16 protein-coding genes and 2 pseudogenes are annotated in these 16,879 nt (G+C 23.2%); 7 read left to right on the forward strand and 11 right to left on the reverse strand.

Going from position 1 to position 16,879, the window contains the following annotated elements:
- Positions 1–20: 20 nt before the first annotated feature.
- Both tsf and rpsB read right to left on the reverse strand, forming a co-directional pair.
- Positions 21–899, reverse strand: coding sequence for a translation elongation factor Ts (gene tsf, locus AAHM95_RS00125; protein ID WP_338974964.1), 879 nt, complete (start codon positions 897–899; stop codon positions 21–23).
- Between the two features lie 5 nt (positions 900–904).
- Positions 905–1,690 carry a 30S ribosomal protein S2 gene (gene rpsB / locus AAHM95_RS00130; RefSeq protein WP_342273768.1) on the reverse strand — a complete coding sequence of 262 codons (786 nt, stop codon included), beginning with the start codon at positions 1,688–1,690 and terminating at the stop codon, positions 905–907.
- A 404-nt stretch (positions 1,691–2,094) separates the two neighbouring features.
- Here rpsB and AAHM95_RS00135 point away from each other — a divergent pair, with 404 nt between their 5' ends.
- On the forward strand, positions 2,095–2,298 hold the full coding sequence (locus tag AAHM95_RS00135; protein ID WP_342273769.1) for a hypothetical protein: 204 nt from the start codon (positions 2,095–2,097) through the stop codon (positions 2,296–2,298).
- A 136-nt stretch (positions 2,299–2,434) separates the two neighbouring features.
- Positions 2,435–2,563 (forward strand): hypothetical protein, encoded by a 129-nt coding sequence (locus tag AAHM95_RS00140; protein ID WP_338974961.1) that lies wholly within the window; start codon positions 2,435–2,437, stop codon positions 2,561–2,563.
- Positions 2,564–2,639: 76 nt separating this feature from the next.
- On the opposite strand, the pseudogene AAHM95_RS00145 reads toward AAHM95_RS00140, so the two are convergent.
- Positions 2,640–2,858 (reverse strand): annotated as a pseudogene (locus AAHM95_RS00145) (transposase); the annotation flags it as partial.
- A gap of 74 nt (positions 2,859–2,932) precedes the next feature.
- Between AAHM95_RS00145 and AAHM95_RS00150 the strand changes: the two are divergent.
- The 3 genes from AAHM95_RS00150 to AAHM95_RS00160 all read left to right on the forward strand — a co-directional run bounded on the left by AAHM95_RS00150 (position 2,933) and on the right by AAHM95_RS00160 (position 4,808).
- On the forward strand, positions 2,933–3,211 hold the full coding sequence (locus AAHM95_RS00150) for a transposase (RefSeq protein ID WP_338975565.1): 279 nt from the start codon (positions 2,933–2,935) through the stop codon (positions 3,209–3,211).
- Between the two features lie 41 nt (positions 3,212–3,252).
- Positions 3,253–3,651, forward strand: a complete 399-nt coding sequence (locus AAHM95_RS00155; protein WP_342273770.1) for an IS3 family transposase — start codon at positions 3,253–3,255, stop codon at positions 3,649–3,651.
- 39 nt (positions 3,652–3,690) lie between these two features.
- A protein-coding gene (locus AAHM95_RS00160; protein WP_338975281.1) for an IS3 family transposase occupies positions 3,691–4,808 on the forward strand; the annotation gives its coding sequence in 2 pieces (ribosomal slippage) (positions 3,691–3,961 and positions 3,961–4,808; 1,119 coding nt in all).
- Positions 4,809–5,333: 525 nt separating this feature from the next.
- Here AAHM95_RS00160 and AAHM95_RS00165 read toward each other — a convergent pair.
- The 7 genes from AAHM95_RS00165 to AAHM95_RS00195 all read right to left on the reverse strand — a co-directional run bounded on the left by AAHM95_RS00165 (position 5,334) and on the right by AAHM95_RS00195 (position 12,482).
- On the reverse strand, positions 5,334–5,933 hold the full coding sequence (locus AAHM95_RS00165) for a LemA family protein (protein WP_252319773.1): 600 nt from the start codon (positions 5,931–5,933) through the stop codon (positions 5,334–5,336).
- 143 nt (positions 5,934–6,076) lie between these two features.
- Positions 6,077–6,766, reverse strand: coding sequence for a RadC family protein (gene radC, locus AAHM95_RS00170; protein WP_338974938.1), 690 nt, complete (start codon positions 6,764–6,766; stop codon positions 6,077–6,079).
- On the reverse strand, positions 6,756–7,037 hold the full coding sequence (locus AAHM95_RS00175) for a hypothetical protein (protein WP_338979221.1): 282 nt from the start codon (positions 7,035–7,037) through the stop codon (positions 6,756–6,758). Before AAHM95_RS00175 ends, radC begins: the two co-directional genes overlap by 11 nt.
- A 67-nt stretch (positions 7,038–7,104) precedes the next feature.
- Positions 7,105–7,881, reverse strand: coding sequence for a Nif3-like dinuclear metal center hexameric protein (locus AAHM95_RS00180; RefSeq protein WP_338976242.1), 777 nt, complete (start codon positions 7,879–7,881; stop codon positions 7,105–7,107).
- An 8-nt stretch (positions 7,882–7,889) separates the two neighbouring features.
- Positions 7,890–9,242: a sigma-70 family RNA polymerase sigma factor gene (locus tag AAHM95_RS00185; protein ID WP_342273771.1), complete on the reverse strand. Its 1,353-nt coding sequence runs from the start codon at positions 9,240–9,242 to the stop codon at positions 7,890–7,892.
- Positions 9,243–9,274: 32 nt separating this feature from the next.
- Complete coding sequence (gene dnaG, locus AAHM95_RS00190) at positions 9,275–11,050, reverse strand: DNA primase (RefSeq protein WP_342273772.1); 1,776 nt, start codon at positions 11,048–11,050, stop codon at positions 9,275–9,277.
- 16 nt (positions 11,051–11,066) lie between these two features.
- Positions 11,067–12,482 carry a glycine--tRNA ligase gene (locus AAHM95_RS00195; protein WP_338974931.1) on the reverse strand — a complete coding sequence of 472 codons (1,416 nt, stop codon included), beginning with the start codon at positions 12,480–12,482 and terminating at the stop codon, positions 11,067–11,069.
- A 1,034-nt stretch (positions 12,483–13,516) separates the two neighbouring features.
- Between AAHM95_RS00195 and AAHM95_RS00200 the strand changes: the two genes are divergently transcribed.
- On the forward strand, positions 13,517–14,143 hold the full coding sequence (locus AAHM95_RS00200) for an Mbov_0401 family ICE element transposase-like protein (protein WP_342273773.1): 627 nt from the start codon (positions 13,517–13,519) through the stop codon (positions 14,141–14,143).
- Here the strand turns inward: AAHM95_RS00200 and AAHM95_RS00205 are convergent.
- Positions 14,140–15,379: pseudogene (locus AAHM95_RS00205) on the reverse strand (IS256 family transposase). The gene AAHM95_RS00200 and the pseudogene AAHM95_RS00205 overlap by 4 nt on opposite strands.
- Before the next feature lie 284 nt (positions 15,380–15,663).
- Between AAHM95_RS00205 and AAHM95_RS00210 the strand changes: the two are divergent.
- On the forward strand, positions 15,664–16,527 hold the full coding sequence (locus AAHM95_RS00210) for a DegV family protein (protein ID WP_281748924.1): 864 nt from the start codon (positions 15,664–15,666) through the stop codon (positions 16,525–16,527).
- The last annotated feature ends 352 nt before the right edge of the window (positions 16,528–16,879 follow it).

A 16,879-nucleotide genomic window follows, 5' to 3' on the forward strand; every position in this document is an offset into this window, starting at 1 on the left:
TTTATTTACCTCCTAAATGTTTATTTGGCAGAACTATCAATTTTTTCACCTAATTGATAACGTATCATAGCTATAATTGTAGCATGATTTTTAGTTAAATACTCTTTAACCTTAATTGTATTATCTTTAATATAAAGTTGATCAACAATAGTTAATTCAGATAATACTTTTTCAAAACGACCTCTTATAATATTTTCAAGAATATTATCAGGACGTTTTTTTGCTTTCAATTTTTCTTCTTCTTTTGTTTTTTCACTAATAATTGATAATTCTTTATCACGAACTGTTGCGGGTATGTGATCAATATCAATATATTTAGCATCTGCTGATACTAATTGCATAGCAACATTATTTGGAATATCACTTTCCTTATCAACACCTTTGATAATAACTAAACCACTATATTTACCACCACCATGGACATATGAACCAAAAACTTCATCACTATTTTTACTTAAATATTGAAAACGATTTAAAACAATATTTTCACCTAATTTAGCGATAGCAAATCTTATCTCATCATTTAAACTTTCACTACTTCCATCAGCTTTTAACATTAAAGCTTCTTCAATAGTTTTAGGTTGATGTTTTAAAATTGTTTCTAAAATCTTAGTAAATAAATCATTAAAATCTTCTAAATCAGCAACTTGTTCAGTTTGACAATTTAATTCAGCAATAATTGCATTATTACCACTAATAACAACTTTAGTAACCCCTTCAGTGGCTTTATTAATACTTTTTTTCTCTGCTTTTGCTAAACCTTTAATTTTTAATAGGGAAAGTGCTGCTTCAAAAATATTATTTTTTTCCATCAAAGCTTCTTTACAATCAGTAATTGGTAAATCGGTTGTATCTCTTAATTTTTTCAATAATTTAACATCTACTTTAACTTCTGACATATAAACTATTCTCCTTTATTCTTTATTTTTTCAATTCCATTTTCAGTTTTATTTTGATCAAGACTAGTAGTTTCTTCTACTACTATTTCTTTTTTATCAATAACTGGTTTTACACTTTGTCCTTCATTAATAGCTTCAGCAATTTTCTTTGTAATTAAAGTAATTGATTTTGTAGCATCATCATTACCAGGAATAATATAATCAATATTATCTGGATTTGAATTACTATCACAAATCGCAATAATTTTGATACCAAGTTTAACTGCTTCTTCGACAGCAATTTTATTAGTAATAGTATCAGTAACAAAAATAGCTTCTGGTAATTTATACATATTTCTAATACCACCAAGATTACGTTCTAAACGCGCTTTTTCTTTAATTACTAGCATTTGCTCTTTTTTTGTTAAAAGTTTAATTTCTCCACTTTTTTCTTTATTTTCAATATCAATTAACTTTTTAATACTTGATTTAATAGTTTTAAAATTAGTTAAATTACCACCTAATCAACGTTCTGTTACATAAGGTGAATTACAACTAATTGCAAGTTCTTGCACAGCTTCTTTGGCTTGTTTTTTTGTACCTACAAATAAAACTTTACCACCATTTTCACTAGTTTCTTTAACAAAGTGACAAGCTTCATCTAATTTACGCATTGATTTTTGTAAATCAATAATATGAATACCATTTTTTTGACCAAAAATATATTTACGCATCTTTGGATCTCATCTTTTAGTTTGGTGACCAAACTGAACTCCCGCTTCAAGGAGTTGTTCACGTGTTACAACTGACATATTGTCTCCTTCTAATTTGTTTTTCTTCCATTTATTTCTAACATTGGCCACTTTTTAATTAAAAAGCACTAGGCAATGAATTCACAAATGTGTTGCTTATTTTCATTAAATTAAGCCTATATATTGTAGCATATTTTTTATATTTTAAACAAATTATTTTTAAATATAAAAATAGAATTGTATTTTAATAAACTATATTATAAAAATATTTTTTTATTTTTCTTAAAAAAATAATACCAATAAAAACACACAATATATTATAAAAGTAAAAAGTAAATTACACATATAAAATATTTATTTATGATATAAAATAACAAAAACTTAATATTAAGTTTTTTAAACTAATTACTTTAATTTTAAAAGTAAATAATTTTTTTATATTTAAAAAGGAAGATGGAAGAAAAATGTTTAAATCTAAAACACAAGAAAGACAACAACTTAAATATCATTTGCAAAATCAACAAAATAGATTAAAAGAAACTGTACTAGAAGAACAAACAATATGTGGAGTTACAGAATCATTTGTGAAACTTACTGAACAACAATTAAAAAAGCACAACTATGCTAATAGAAATGAAGTAACTAATTTAGAAATAGATTTGCCATAGAAACAAAGACTAAAGGAACAACAAATTGTGGCATTTGTTCTGGTGATGTTTTATATGATAAAGAAATAAAAGCAAGTAAAATAAAATAGTACAAAACATAAAAACTGTTTATTATGCTCCACCTTCTACCCATTCAATGTGAATCCCTAAAAAACAAGATAAACAATGAAATGAAGAAATGAAAAATAAAAGTAATCAAAATGCTGGAAGTTCTCATTGAGATAGAAAACAAAATAGTAATCCTTTTAGTTCTCCATTTAAATAAAATTAAATATAACTATATAAAAAGAAGAGTGAAAGAGGCTTTTTAATAATCTGTGTATCTTTGTTTTACAAAGTTACTAATTTAGATTAATTCTGTCTTCAAATTTTATCATAAAATGAGCAATTGCTGTATTTCAATTTTGAATAGGCAATGTTCATTTTTTTGTTATATTTTCAATTGCCAAGTAAAATATTTTGAAAACTGCCATATCATTAGGAAAAACTTTTTTATTTCTGATGATTTTTCGTAATTGACTATTAACAGATTCAATAGCATTTGTAGTATAAATCACTTGGATGGGTTACACTTTATTGGACACTAATTACATAGACAAGTGAACAAATTAGTTAAAAGAAAGGAATTATAATTATGGTCACTATTAACTCATATTCAGATGAATTTAAAAAACAAATAGTAGCTTTATATCAAAGTGGCAAATCAGTATCTTGCCTTGTTAAAGAATACAATGTTACAAGAGCAGCTACTTACAATTGAATTAAGCAATTTACTAATTCAGGTAGTTTTAAAACTAAAGATAATCTTTCAGATTTAGAAAAACAATTAATTCAAGCAAATAAAGAATTAAAACAGTTACGAATGGAAATTGATATTTTAAAGCAAGCAGCACTAATAATAGGCAGAAAGTAGAGATTATTGCAAATAATAAATCTAAATATAAAATTCGCACAATGTGTCATTTTTTAAAACTCTCTAAATCAACATATTATTTTAATTTAAAGAAAAAAAATAAAATTCAAAATAATATTTATGAACAAGCTGTTATTAGTGCTTTTAAAGAAAATAAAGAAGTTTATGGTACTAGAAGATTAAAAGTCATACTAGCAAACCAAGAAATTTATTTATCACGCAGAAAAATTAAAGAAATTATGAATAAGCATAATTTAATATCAAAATACACTAAATTATCATTCAAAAATTATCATAATAAAGTCAATGATAGTCAAATAACCAATCTTGTTAATAGAAACTTTAATAATAGAATTAAAAATGAAGTTATTGTTAGTGATTTAACTTATGTTCAAGTTAATGGTGGATGGGTTACACTTTATTGGACACTAATTACATAGACAAGTGAACAAATTAGTTAAAAGAAAGGAATTATAATTATGGTCACTATTAACTCATATTCAGATGAATTTAAAAAACAAATAGTAGCTTTATATCAAAGTGGCAAATCAGTATCTTGCCTTGTTAAAGAATACAATGTTACAAGAGCAGCTACTTACAATTGAATTAAGCAATTTACTAATTCAGGTAGTTTTAAAACTAAAGATAATCTTTCAGATTTAGAAAAACAATTAATTCAAGCAAATAAAGAATTAAAACAGTTACGAATGGAAATTGATATTTTAAAGCAAGCAGCACTAATAATAGGCAGAAAGTAGAGATTATTGCAAATAATAAATCTAAATATAAAATTCGCACAATGTGTCATTTTTTAAAACTCTCTAAATCAACATATTATTTTAATTTAAAGAAAAAAAATAAAATTCAAAATAATATTTATGAACAAGCTGTTATTAGTGCTTTTAAAGAAAATAAAGAAGTTTATGGTACTAGAAGATTAAAAGTCATACTAGCAAACCAAGAAATTTATTTATCACGCAGAAAAATTAAAGAAATTATGAATAAGCATAATTTAATATCAAAATACACTAAATTATCATTCAAAAATTATCATAATAAAGTCAATGATAGTCAAATAACCAATCTTGTTAATAGAAACTTTAATAATAGAATTAAAAATGAAGTTATTGTTAGTGATTTAACTTATGTTCAAGTTAATGGTAAATGAAACTATATTTGCCTATTAATCGACCTATTTAACCGCGAAATTATTGGACATAGTGTTGGAGTTAAAAAAGATGCATCATTAGTATATCAAGCATTTATGCAATCAAATCACTGTTTAAAAGATATTGAAATATTTCATACTGATCGCGGTAATGAATTCAATAATAAAACTATTGATAAACTTTTATTAGCTTTCAACATAACTCGATCTTTAAGCAAAAAAGGATGTCCTTATGACAATGCTGTTGCTGAAGCAACTTTTAAAACTTTCAAAATTGAATTTATTAATGATAAAAATTTTACATCATTAATCCAATTAAAATTAGAATTATTTGATTACATCAATTGATATAACAACATAAGAATTCACAGTACTCTAAACTACCTAACTCCAATTAGTTATCAAAAACAAATGTCTACCAAAAAATAGTCCTAAAAAGGGTTGCCATTCCATATTAACTTTCTCCTACTTGGTCACTGCGTGTAGTAGATATTTAAAGGATGTTAATAATAAAAATTTTAAAATTTTACAATTACAAAAAAAAGACAAGAATTTTATTCTCGTCTTTTGTCATTTATTTTTAATTCAAGGGTTTAAAAAAGAAAGGAGCTATTTTTAAAACTTTTTAGTTATCGACATCTTCGACACGCTCCCAAAATATTAAAAAAGAAAAATTTGAAAAAATTTGAAAAAAAATATTCATATTACTTTACTACTTTCTTTAATATTTATTAAGAACTTACTTAATGAGTTAGATTATACCAAAATATAATTTTTCTTAAATAAAAAATGAAATAAAGAATAAAATAATTAAATCTAATTAATATAAATTTTAATTTTAAATAAAATACCCTTTCTTCAAACAAATCATAAATGTTTATTCAAAACAATTTATTTGTCTAAAGAAAGGGATAAAAAACTAATTTAAATATATTTTCAAAAATAAATTTAATTTTATAAGTCAATTTTAATATCTTGACGATCGCTATCTGATGCAAGAAAGTAATCTTTTGAAACTAAATTTAATGTTGATGCTACAACATTACTTGGAAAGGTTTTAATTTTACTATTGAACACTTTAACATTAGCATTATAAAATCTTCTAGCAGCAGCAATATTATCTTCACAATCTTTGGCACCTGATTGTAATTGTAAAACAGTAGTATTTGCTTTTAAATCAGGATAATTTTCTAATAAAGCATTAAATTTTCCAAAAGCTGCATTAAGTCCACTATCTGCTTTTGAAAGATCACTCATTGTTTCCATTTTTCCACTTCGTAAAGATACAACATCTGTTAATGTACTTTTTTCAAATTTCATATAACCTTTAGTAGCATCTACTAATTTTGTTAATAAATCAAAACGACGCTTTAATTGTACATCAATATCAGAAGCAGTTTCTTCAATTGATTGTTGTAATCTTAGAAAATTATTACGAGAAACAATAAATAAAATTATTGGAAATATTAAAACAAAAGATAAATAAACCATAATTTTTCCAAATAGTGACGGTTGGGCAGTAAATGATTCATTGCTAGGTTTAATTGTTGACATAATTTTCTCCTTTCTTATCAATATCTAATAACAAACTATGTTTAATAACTAGTCCATTCTTGGTAAGTTAAATATTATTTACACACTAAACCATAATAATTTTACTATATTTTTAAATTTAAGTAATGTATTTTTTTAAGTTTTTATTTAAGCTTATAATATTTTTTATTTAAATTTATACTAAAATAATTACCTTTGCCAATAATAATATGATCAACTAAGGTAATATTAAAAACCTGAAAATTTTTTTTAATTTCTTCGGTGATATATAAATCAGATAGTGAGGGTTCACTATTACCACTAGGATGATTATGAATACAAATTACTTTACTTGATTTATGAATAAGTGCCAGATGCAACATATCTTTAACATCAATTTTCATAGTATCATTAGTACCCTTATATAATAAATTTTGATGAATTAATTTATTTTGATTATTTAATAATAATAAATAAAAATGTTCTTGCGTTAAATTTTGATAATATGCATTAACTAAATTAAAAACATCTTCGGGAATAATAATTTTAAAATATTTTTTTTGACTTTCAATAGTTCTTATTCTTTTTACTATTTCTAAACAACTTAAAATTTCTAAAGCCTTACTAACACCAATACCTTTAATACTCATTAAAGATTTAATAGTTACTTTATTTAAATTTTCAAGACCATTAAAATTAGTAATTATTTCTTGCGCTAAAAATAATACATTTTTTTCTTTAGTTCCTGTTCGCAAAATAATTGCTAATAATTCATTATCACTAAGAGCGTCAAAGCCATATTTAATGGCTTTTTCTCTTGGTTTTTTTGTATTATTAAGTTCTTTAAAATTCATAAAAAGGCGGTATTAAATGTGTTAATTTTTCTTGAAATTTATTAAATTCATCTTTAATTTTTGCTAAATCTTTACTATCATCTTTAGAACTGTCTCATTTACTTTCAATACCACCTGGTAACTTAATACTTCCTGAAACACTATTTCATAAATTTTTAATAACAGGAATTGCTATCCCCGCTAACACGGCACCCATTAAAAATTGAGCAAAACCACCACTAACTGCCTGACACTCTTGATCAGTCATTGGTTCTAAATCTTCTAAAATCATATTTATCAACCCCCTAAAACTTATTTTTATTTAAAAAATAGTTTTTTCCTTTTTAAATTTTATAAGTTTAAAAAAAAGTAATAGGATTTTCTAAATTATATTTAAAAACTTTAACTTTTGTTGATAATTTTTCAATAAGTAATTGAAAAAGAAAATCAACAAATTTTTGTTCCATATAATGACCAACCAAAATAACATTAATTTTTCTATCTTTAGCTTCCATAATATAGTTTCATTTCATTTCTCCAGTAATTAATAAATCAATATTGTTAGATAAATTACTAATAATATCACCACCAGCACCAGCAGATAAAGCAACAGTCACTATATTGTTATCACTCAATTTATTATTAACCAATTGTATATTTGCAACATTAAAATATTTTTTTAAGTTATTAATCAATTCTTTTAATGGCATTTGTCTATCAAATTTACCAACTATTGCCAACTTTTCTTCATTAATAAAATGAATATTTTTAATTTTTAATTCTTTAGCCATCAACATATTCATACCTACTAATGATATATCAAAATTAGTATGTAATGAATATACATTAATATCTGCTATTAGTATTTTACTATATAATTCTTTTTTTCAATTTGAAATATTAGATTGATTAATATCTTTAGCAAAAACTAATGGATGATGAGAAATTATTAAATCAATATTATTATTAATGGCCTCAGTTAAAACTTCATTAGTAACATCTAAACAAACTAAAATTTTATTAATATTGGTTTTTGTTTTTGATTTAATTTGTATTCCTGAAAAATCTCATTCACAAACATCTTTTAAAGGAAAATATGTTTCTAAAACATTAATTATATTATTGATAGTTAACATGTTAACTATTATCCTTTATAAAATTCTTTAATATGTTTAGATTTAGACGGATGTTTTAATTTTCTAATTGCCTTTGCTTCTATTTGTCTAATTCTTTCTCTTGTAACAATAAATTCTTTACCAACTTCTTCTAGAGTTTTTGGAGAATCGTACTTAGTAATATGACGATGAACAACCTTATCACTTAACAATTCTGTTTTATCTAAACTAGTATCATAGTGTAACTGTAAATTATTAACTACTGTTTTTAATTCAGTAATTTCTTTTTCATCTTCACAAAGTTCTAATAATCTTCTTAATTTTGTTGGTAAAATTCCAAAACGCATTCTAATAACTTTTTCTTCTCGTTTTGTTAATACTTCAGCAAAAACACGATCCAATTGTTCTCTTAATCAATGTCTTTCAGCATATTCATCGGGAGATAGCATATTTTTATCTTTAATAAAATCACCAAAATGTGTATCATCTTCTTCACCAATTGGTTTTTCTAAAGATACTGGTTCAATAGCAAGTTTTTTAATTTCACGAACACGATCGGCTGTCATGTTTTGTCCCATTTTATTGGCAATTTCCTCATGAGTAGGATCACGACCTAATTCTTGTGTTAAGTTTCTTTCAATTCTTGTTAACTTATTAATTCTTTCAACCATATGAACAGGTACACGAACCATTTTACCTTGATCAGCTAAACTTCGTGTAATTGATTGTCTAATTCATCAAGTAGCATAAGTTGAAAATTTAAAACCACGGCGATAATCAAATTTATCAACTGCTTTAATAAGACCAATATTACCTTCTTCAATTAAATCAGCAAAATCTAAACCACGATTTAAATGTTTTCTAGCAACAGAAACTACTAATTTTAAATTTGATTTAATTAATTGCTCACGACCATATGTTCTTTCCTCAACATCTTTTGATTCTAACATTTTAGCATATTTAATTTCCTCACCTTGACTCAATATTTGACTTGTTCCCAAAATATTAAAATAAGACTTAATTCCATCTTTTCTTCTTGTATCATTAGAGATCCCCATTGTATTTTTAAAACTCAAATCACTAACTAAAATATCAATATCTAAATCATCAGGTAATTGTTCATCATCAATATCGGGAAAATTAGCATCATCTTCAACTTCATCCATCAAAATATCAGTAAAGACTACTCCTTCTTTTTCTAACCGATCAAAAATTTCCTCAATCGTATCATCATCTAATTTTAAATGTGCAAACTCTTTAATGACATCTTCTTGTTTTAATTCTTTTGTTTGACTCTTTTCTAATTTTTTAATTAAATTACTTTCTACTTCCTCTAAAGTTAAAAGTTTTTTCAATTTCGTTTTTTGTTCTATAGCAGCCATATTTTCACCTTATCCTTAATTTATCATCATACTTATTTTTTCTTTATTTTATTTTTTAATACTGATATTTCTTTTAATAACAATATTTGTTTTTCAATATTTTTTTCAGATTTCAATTTATCATTGATCATTTTTATTTCATAATCAATTAGTTGATTATTAATAATTTTTAAGTAATCATTAATAATTTGAGGTTTTAAATCAAACTTTTTATTTTTATACTTATCAAGAAGTTTTTCTAAAATATTTAAAAGTGAATTACCTTTAAGTTCTTCTAAAATTAAATCAAAATTAATTGCTTCTATTTGATTATTTTGATATTTTTGACTAATTAAAAAGTATAAATTCATAAAATCTTGATTTGGAAAAATAAATTTTTCTTTTTCTAAAATTAAATAAACATTTCTTGATAACATTACTAAAAAAATAAGTTGTTCTTGTGCTTCAAAAAAAATATTTTTTACTTCTATTTTAGATTTATTTTTGATACTAAAAGTTGTAGTTACTAAATTATTATCAATATTTAAAATTTGTATTAAGTCTTCAGTGGATAAATTAGTTATTTTTGCTAACATATTTAAATAAAACTTTTGAGTAATAACATCATTGATTTTTGTTCAAATTGGAACTAATGATTTTAAAAATTCATTAAGTTCATAACTATCTTTTTTAATGTTATATTTAGTTAATGATAAATTAATTGCAAATTCAAAAGGATGAATAGTTTTTTTTATTATTTCATAAAATTTTTGAGGAAATTTATTTATTAATTCATCAGGATCAAATTTAGTATCATTATTGATAATTTGTACTTTAAAATTATTTGATAATAAAACACTAGCTATTTTTAAAGATGCTATTTTTCCTGGTAAATCACCATCTAAAAAAATAATAATATTAGTAGTAATTTTTTTTAAAAGTAAAATATGTTCTTTTGTTAAATTTGTTCCCATTAAAGCAACAACATTTTTAATATTTTGATTATTTAGAGCAATAACATCCATAAAACCTTCAGTCAAATAAATAACTTCATTTTTTTTAATATAATTTCTAACATTATTAAAGTTATATAAAATTTTACTTTTCTTAAAAAAATCTGTTTCTGGACTATTAATATATTTATAACTTTTATCTTCTCTATTATAATTTCTTGCAGAAAAACCAACACAGTCTCCATCTTCATCTTTAATAGCAAACATAATTCGATTTGAAAAGGTAGGAAGAAGTTGATCCTTATTATTAATTTTCATAAGTCCTAATTTTACAAATTCAATATTATCTTTATAACCTTGTGCATTAAGATAATCTATTAATTCATTATTAATAGGTGCATAACCAATATTAAAATATTTAATATTTTCAGTAGTAATATTACGATTTTGTAAATATTTCATTGCTTCTTGACCAATATCAGTTAGTAACTGATAACTAAAAAAATTCATTGCAATATTATTTAAAATTTTTAATGGATTTTTTTTAGTTTCAACATTAAATTCAGATAAATTAATATCAAACTCTTTTAAATTTAAATTAACATTATCTGCTGCTTCTTTAAGAGCATTAATAAAATTAATATTTTTATATTTTTGTAAAAAAATAAAAACATTTCCTTGTTCACCACAAGAAAAACATTTATAAATTTGTTTTTCTTGTGAAATTGATAATGAAGGAGTAGAGTCTTCATGAAAAGGACAGATAGCTCAAAAATTATTGCCTTTACGGATCAAATTTAAATATTTACCCATAACTTCGACAATATTAATTTTTGCTTTAACTTCATTAATTTTTTTATTAAACTCGATATCCATATTTTTTCACACAATTCTAACAAATAATGTCTAATTTGTCATATAAATATTCTTTAAGTTGATCAACTTTAACTATAACTTGATTTGTAGTATCACGATCTCTAATTGTAACAGTACCTTTAGTTTTTGTGTCATAATCAATTGTTACACAATACATAGTACCAATACCATCTTGATAACGATAAGATTTACCAACACTTGATGATGCTTCATAAATTACTCTTAATTGTGTTTTATTTAACATTTCAAAAATTTCATATGCCTCTTTACCTAATTTTGTTTTATTTAAAGACATAACAGCTACTTGATAAGGGCAAATACTCTTATTTAATTTTAACACTAACCGTTCTTTATCGTCTTTTAAAACTTCTTTTGTAAATGCTTCACAAACTAAAGCTAATAAAAGCCTTTCAACACCAATTGAAGGTTCAATAACTGAAGGAATAACCATTCTTTTTACTGTAACATTAGGATCTTGAATCTCAAAATTTACACCAGAATTCTCACTATGTTTTGTTAAATCATAATTCCCACGATTAGCTATACCACATAATTCACTCATACCAAAAGGAAAATTATATTCAATATCAGTAGTTGCTAATGCATAATGTGCTAGTTGATTTTGTTCATGATTTTTAAATTTTATATTTTTTGAATTCAATAAACCTACTAGAGAGAGAAATTCTTTACATTGATCAACTCAATAATTAAATCAAGTATTATCATTTTTATCCTTTGGAATAAAGAAAAATTCTAATTCCATTTGTTCAAATTCTCTAGTACGAAAAATAAAATTACCAGGAGTTATCTCATTTCTAAAGCTTTTACCAATTTGACCAATACCAAATGGTACTTTTTTATTACAACTATTTCTTACATTATTAAAATTTATAAATATTCCTTGTGCGGTCTCAGGTCTTAAATAAATTTTATTTTTATCTTCTTTTAAAACACCTTGATATGTTTCAAACATTAATTGAAATTGTCTAACTTTAGTTCAATCTTCATTATTGCATTTAATACATTTAATATGATTTTGATTAATATATGTTTCTAATTTTTCATTACTTCAATTATCACAATTAATACTAGGAAAATAATGATTAATTAAATTATCAACTCGAAAGCGAGACTTACATTTTTTACAATCAATTAATGGATCACTAAAATTACTCAAATGCCCTGAAGCTTCTCAAACTTTAGATTTCATAATAATTGAACTATCTAGCCCAACATTGTATGGATTTTTTTCGACAAAAAAAACTCATCAACTTTTCTTAATATTATTTTTAAGTGCTACACCAAGCGGACCATAATCTCAACTATTAGCAAGACCTGAATAAATTTCTGATCCTTGAAAAATAAAACCATTTTCTTTTAAATGAGTAATTATTTCCTTCATTGACTTATCATTGATAATTTTATTAATCATTGCCCCTCCATTAATCATAAAAATTTTCTTAAATATCTTAAATAATACATAAAATCTCTAAAAAGAATAATCTTGTTAATAATATGTTCATAGATAGGTTTTGTCAACCTATTATAAGTGTTATATATTATTAAAAACAATATAACAACTAATTATTAAAATATTTATGTAATTATTAATTTATTATTATATTTTTGACAGTGGTTTTCTAAAATATTAAGAATTTTATTAAGTTCTTCTTTTTCAACTTTATTTATTAATATCTTGATAATTTAATAAATAAAGTTGATATATTTTTTTAAACAAAACAATGTCAAAATTAATTATAGCTAATTTTAAAGAACAATTTTTACAAAAAACACCACCCAAATCATAATTAATTAAATACAAATTAGTTATTTGATTACAATTAATACAATTAGTAAAGTTAAACTGAATTCCTTGAAATATTAAACTATGAAATAAGAAAAAAACATAAACTTTCTTAAAATTACTATTTATCATTAACTGTTCATATAAATTAAATAAAAAAGAAAAGATATTTTTATTATTAATAATAATTTTTTCTAAATAATTAATAACTATCTTGTTAAAACTCTTAATCAATTGATAACTTTTTTCATTTATAAAACTATTAAAACTTTTTATTTTTTTATATGTTATACATAAGTTTGAACAATCATAATTTTGATTAAAAAATAAAGGACGGTTGTCAAATTTACGAAATAATTAATTATCATATTAGTAACTTATTTCCAAAAATGAATTATTTGAAAAATAATGAAAATTAGACAAAATTACTCTCTTTAACCCTTAAATTTTTAAATTTATATTCGATGTATTTTAAAAAATATACATTTAAAAAAAATAAAAATTATTCTCAAAGTTATTAAGGAAAAGACAAGAAATAATCTTGTCTTTTTTTGTAATTGTAAAATTTTAAAATTTTTAATAACCCTCTTTAACGCTATTATCAACACGTGTTAGGGAACTAAAAAAGTGAACTACAACACAGTTGTTAAAAATAGTAGTGGATGGGTTACACTTTATATGGAATGGTAACTTATAAAAGAAGAATTTATGAATATTTTGATGAAGAATTACAAAAATGAATTCGTGTTTGTTTAGTTGATGAAATACTACAATTACCTAAATATAAAAGAATTGGTGAAGATATTGAAGACACTATTATTGAAAATTTTGCTGATGGAAAAAGATATCGTGATATTTGTGCTATTTGTAAAAAAGCAGGTATTAGTGTTAGTAGTGTTCATAGAGTTTTTAAAAATTTTGAAATAGTTGAAGCAAATCCAGTAAAAGTAAAATTAGAAAAAAATCAACCTATTTTTGTAGCAATTGATGATGGTCATCGAAAATTTTGAAATTTTAAACGTAAAGGTATAAAACACTCTATGCGATTAATAGTAACATATACAGATAATATTAATCACAAAGTACAAAATAAAAGAGTAAAAGCAATTATAAGACCCACAAGAACAGCAATTGGAGTTAAAAAGACTGCTGAATTTGTTAAAGAACATTGTCAAAAATTTTATGAAAACATTGAACAAGCAAAAATTATTATTTGTGGTGATAGTGCAGGATGAATTAAAGAGAGGCTTTTTAATAATCTGTGTATCTTTGTTTTACAAAGTTACTAATTTAGATTAATTCTGTCTTCAAATTTTATCATAAAATGAGCAATTGCTGTATTTCAATTTTGAATAGGCAATGTTCATTTTTTTGTTATATTTTCAATTGCCAAGTAAAATATTTTGAAAACTGCCATATCATTAGGAAAAACTTTTTTATTTCTGATGATTTTTCGTAATTGACTATTAACAGATTCAATAGCATTTGTAGTATAAATCACTCTTTTGATTTCTACTGGATAACTAATAAAAAACCATTAAATTATCTCAATTTTTATATCAAGATTTAGTAATTTGAGGATATTGTTTATTTCATTTACTTTCAAACGATTCTAAAGCTTGCATTGCTTGTTCTTCACTACATGCACTATAAATTGGTTTTAAATCTGCAACTAGACCTTTTCGATGTTTGTATGAAACATATTTTAAACTATTTCTAATTTGATGAACAATGCATAATTGATGTTCTGTTTTAGGATAAACTGATTGTATTGCTTCTGACATGCCTGTTAAATTATCACTACAAGCAATAAGAATATCATTTAAGCCACGATTTTTCATTTCTGTGAAATTAGATAATCAAAACTTAGAACCTTCATTTTCACTAATTCATAATCCTAAAACATCTTTTTTGCCTTCTAAATCAACTCCTAATGCTATATAAACTGATTTGTTAATAATCCGTTTATCTTGTCGTACTTTAACTACTATACAATCAAAATAAACAATAGGATAAATACTTTCTAATGGTCGATTTTGTCATGCTTTAACATCATCAATAACATCATCAGTAATTTGACTAATAACACTTTCACTAATATCAGCACCATGATATAACTCTTGCAACTGCATTCTAATGTCAGATAATGTCATTCCTTTTGCATACAAGGAAAGAACTTGTTGATCAAAACCATCAAATCTTCTTTGCCTTTTAGGAACTATTACAGGAGTAAAATTACTATTGCGATCTCTTGGTACATCAATTTCAATTTTACCTTGTTGAGTTATTAATTTTTTTGAACTTGTACCATTACGAGCATTTTCAGTAGTACTATGTTGATTTTTTTCATATCCTAAATAATTTTGCATCTCAGAATTCAACATTTTTTCTACTAATCTTTTTGTTAATTCTTTATATAAACCGCCAGGTTTAAAAACTGTTGTTAAATCTTCAGTATTTTCTAGTAATAAATCTACTGCTTTTGATATTGGATCATTATTATTAAAGTTATCTTTTTTAGCCATCTGTAACTCACTCTTTCTAGTCATTTAATTATATTTACTAGAATTAATTAAACATAGTTATTTTTGTAAGTTACACAGATTACTAAACATTTCCTATTATTTATTTAACTTAAAACTAATTAAAAAATAGTCTTAATTACTCAATAATTAAGACTATTTTTATTTTTACTACTAATAAGTTTATAGTCACTTTATATTTTTTCAAATTAAAACGATATATAGTAAAATAAATTTGTTATAATTTTACTATAATTTATTAGTATAAAAGGTTAGGAGCAAACAAAATGAAAATTGGAATTGTAAGTGATTCAGCTACTGGTTTTACCCTTGAAGATATGAAAAAATATCCTGAAATAATAATTATTCCTTTAAATATTATTGAAGGAGAAAATGCTTATGATGATAATAATATTGATATTGATAGTGAAACAATTCGTAAAAAGATGATTGATGAACACTATATTTTAAAAACTAGTCAAACTAGTCGTGGTAAACTTGAACAATATTGAGATAATGCTTTGAGTAAATATGATCAAATTTTATTTTTACCAATTGCTAATAATGCTTCAGGACAATATGCAAGTTCGCAAGTTTTACAAAAAGAAGAAAAATATAAAAATAAAGTCCATATTTTAGAAACAGGTGCTGCTTCAATACCTTTAAAATTTATGGTTTTAATTGCTTTTACTCTTGTTAAAAATGGAAAAAAAATTCCTGAAATTTTAGAAATTTTAAATAAATTCCGCAAAACTTATGAATCTTATATTGCTCCTAATGATTTAAAATTTTTAGCTCGTGGTGGTAGATTACCAATGAGTAAAGCAAGAATTGGTAATTTTTTACGTTTTAAACCAATTTTAAGATGTAAAGAAACAATTGATAATATTGGTAGAGTTAGAACTTTAAGTAAAGCTATGGAAGAAATGTTAGATATTATTACTAAAATTAAAGATGTTACTAAAGAAACAATATATATTATTGATGGTTGATGTAGAAAAGATATTATTGATGAAGCAATTAAAAAAGTAAAAAATAGAGGATTTACCAAATATAAAGTTGAACCATTATGTAATATTTTAAAAACACATACTGGTAATAATACTATTGGTTTTTCAGTAGTACCTAATCAATGAGTAAAAGAAGTCTAATAAAAAAGTAGTTTTATAAAAGATTGATTAAGTATGCTGTTTTTTTAGAAAAATATATAAAAAAATTTAAATCTAAAAAAGAATGTTAGTAAAGGTTAATTTAGTTTACTAACATTTAGATTTTTTTCAACTTATAAATTATAAATAATAAAATATTAAATATTATGATTTAAATTCTTATTAATAGTTAAAGTTTTAAACTAAAGAAATAATTGAAAAAATTTAATAAAATAAATATCTATAAATCAAAGTAATGGTTTTTTAATTTATTGAGCTTTAACTATAAAATTAAAAAATATTTTTATTAAGTATCCTTAACCATTTCATAGTACAACTATTTTATTTTTTTAAT

This window comes from Spiroplasma endosymbiont of Phycita roborella, from assembly GCF_964031195.1.
Lineage (GTDB): Bacteria > Bacillota_I > Bacilli_A > Mycoplasmatales > VBWQ01 > Spiroplasma_E > Spiroplasma_E ixodetis_A.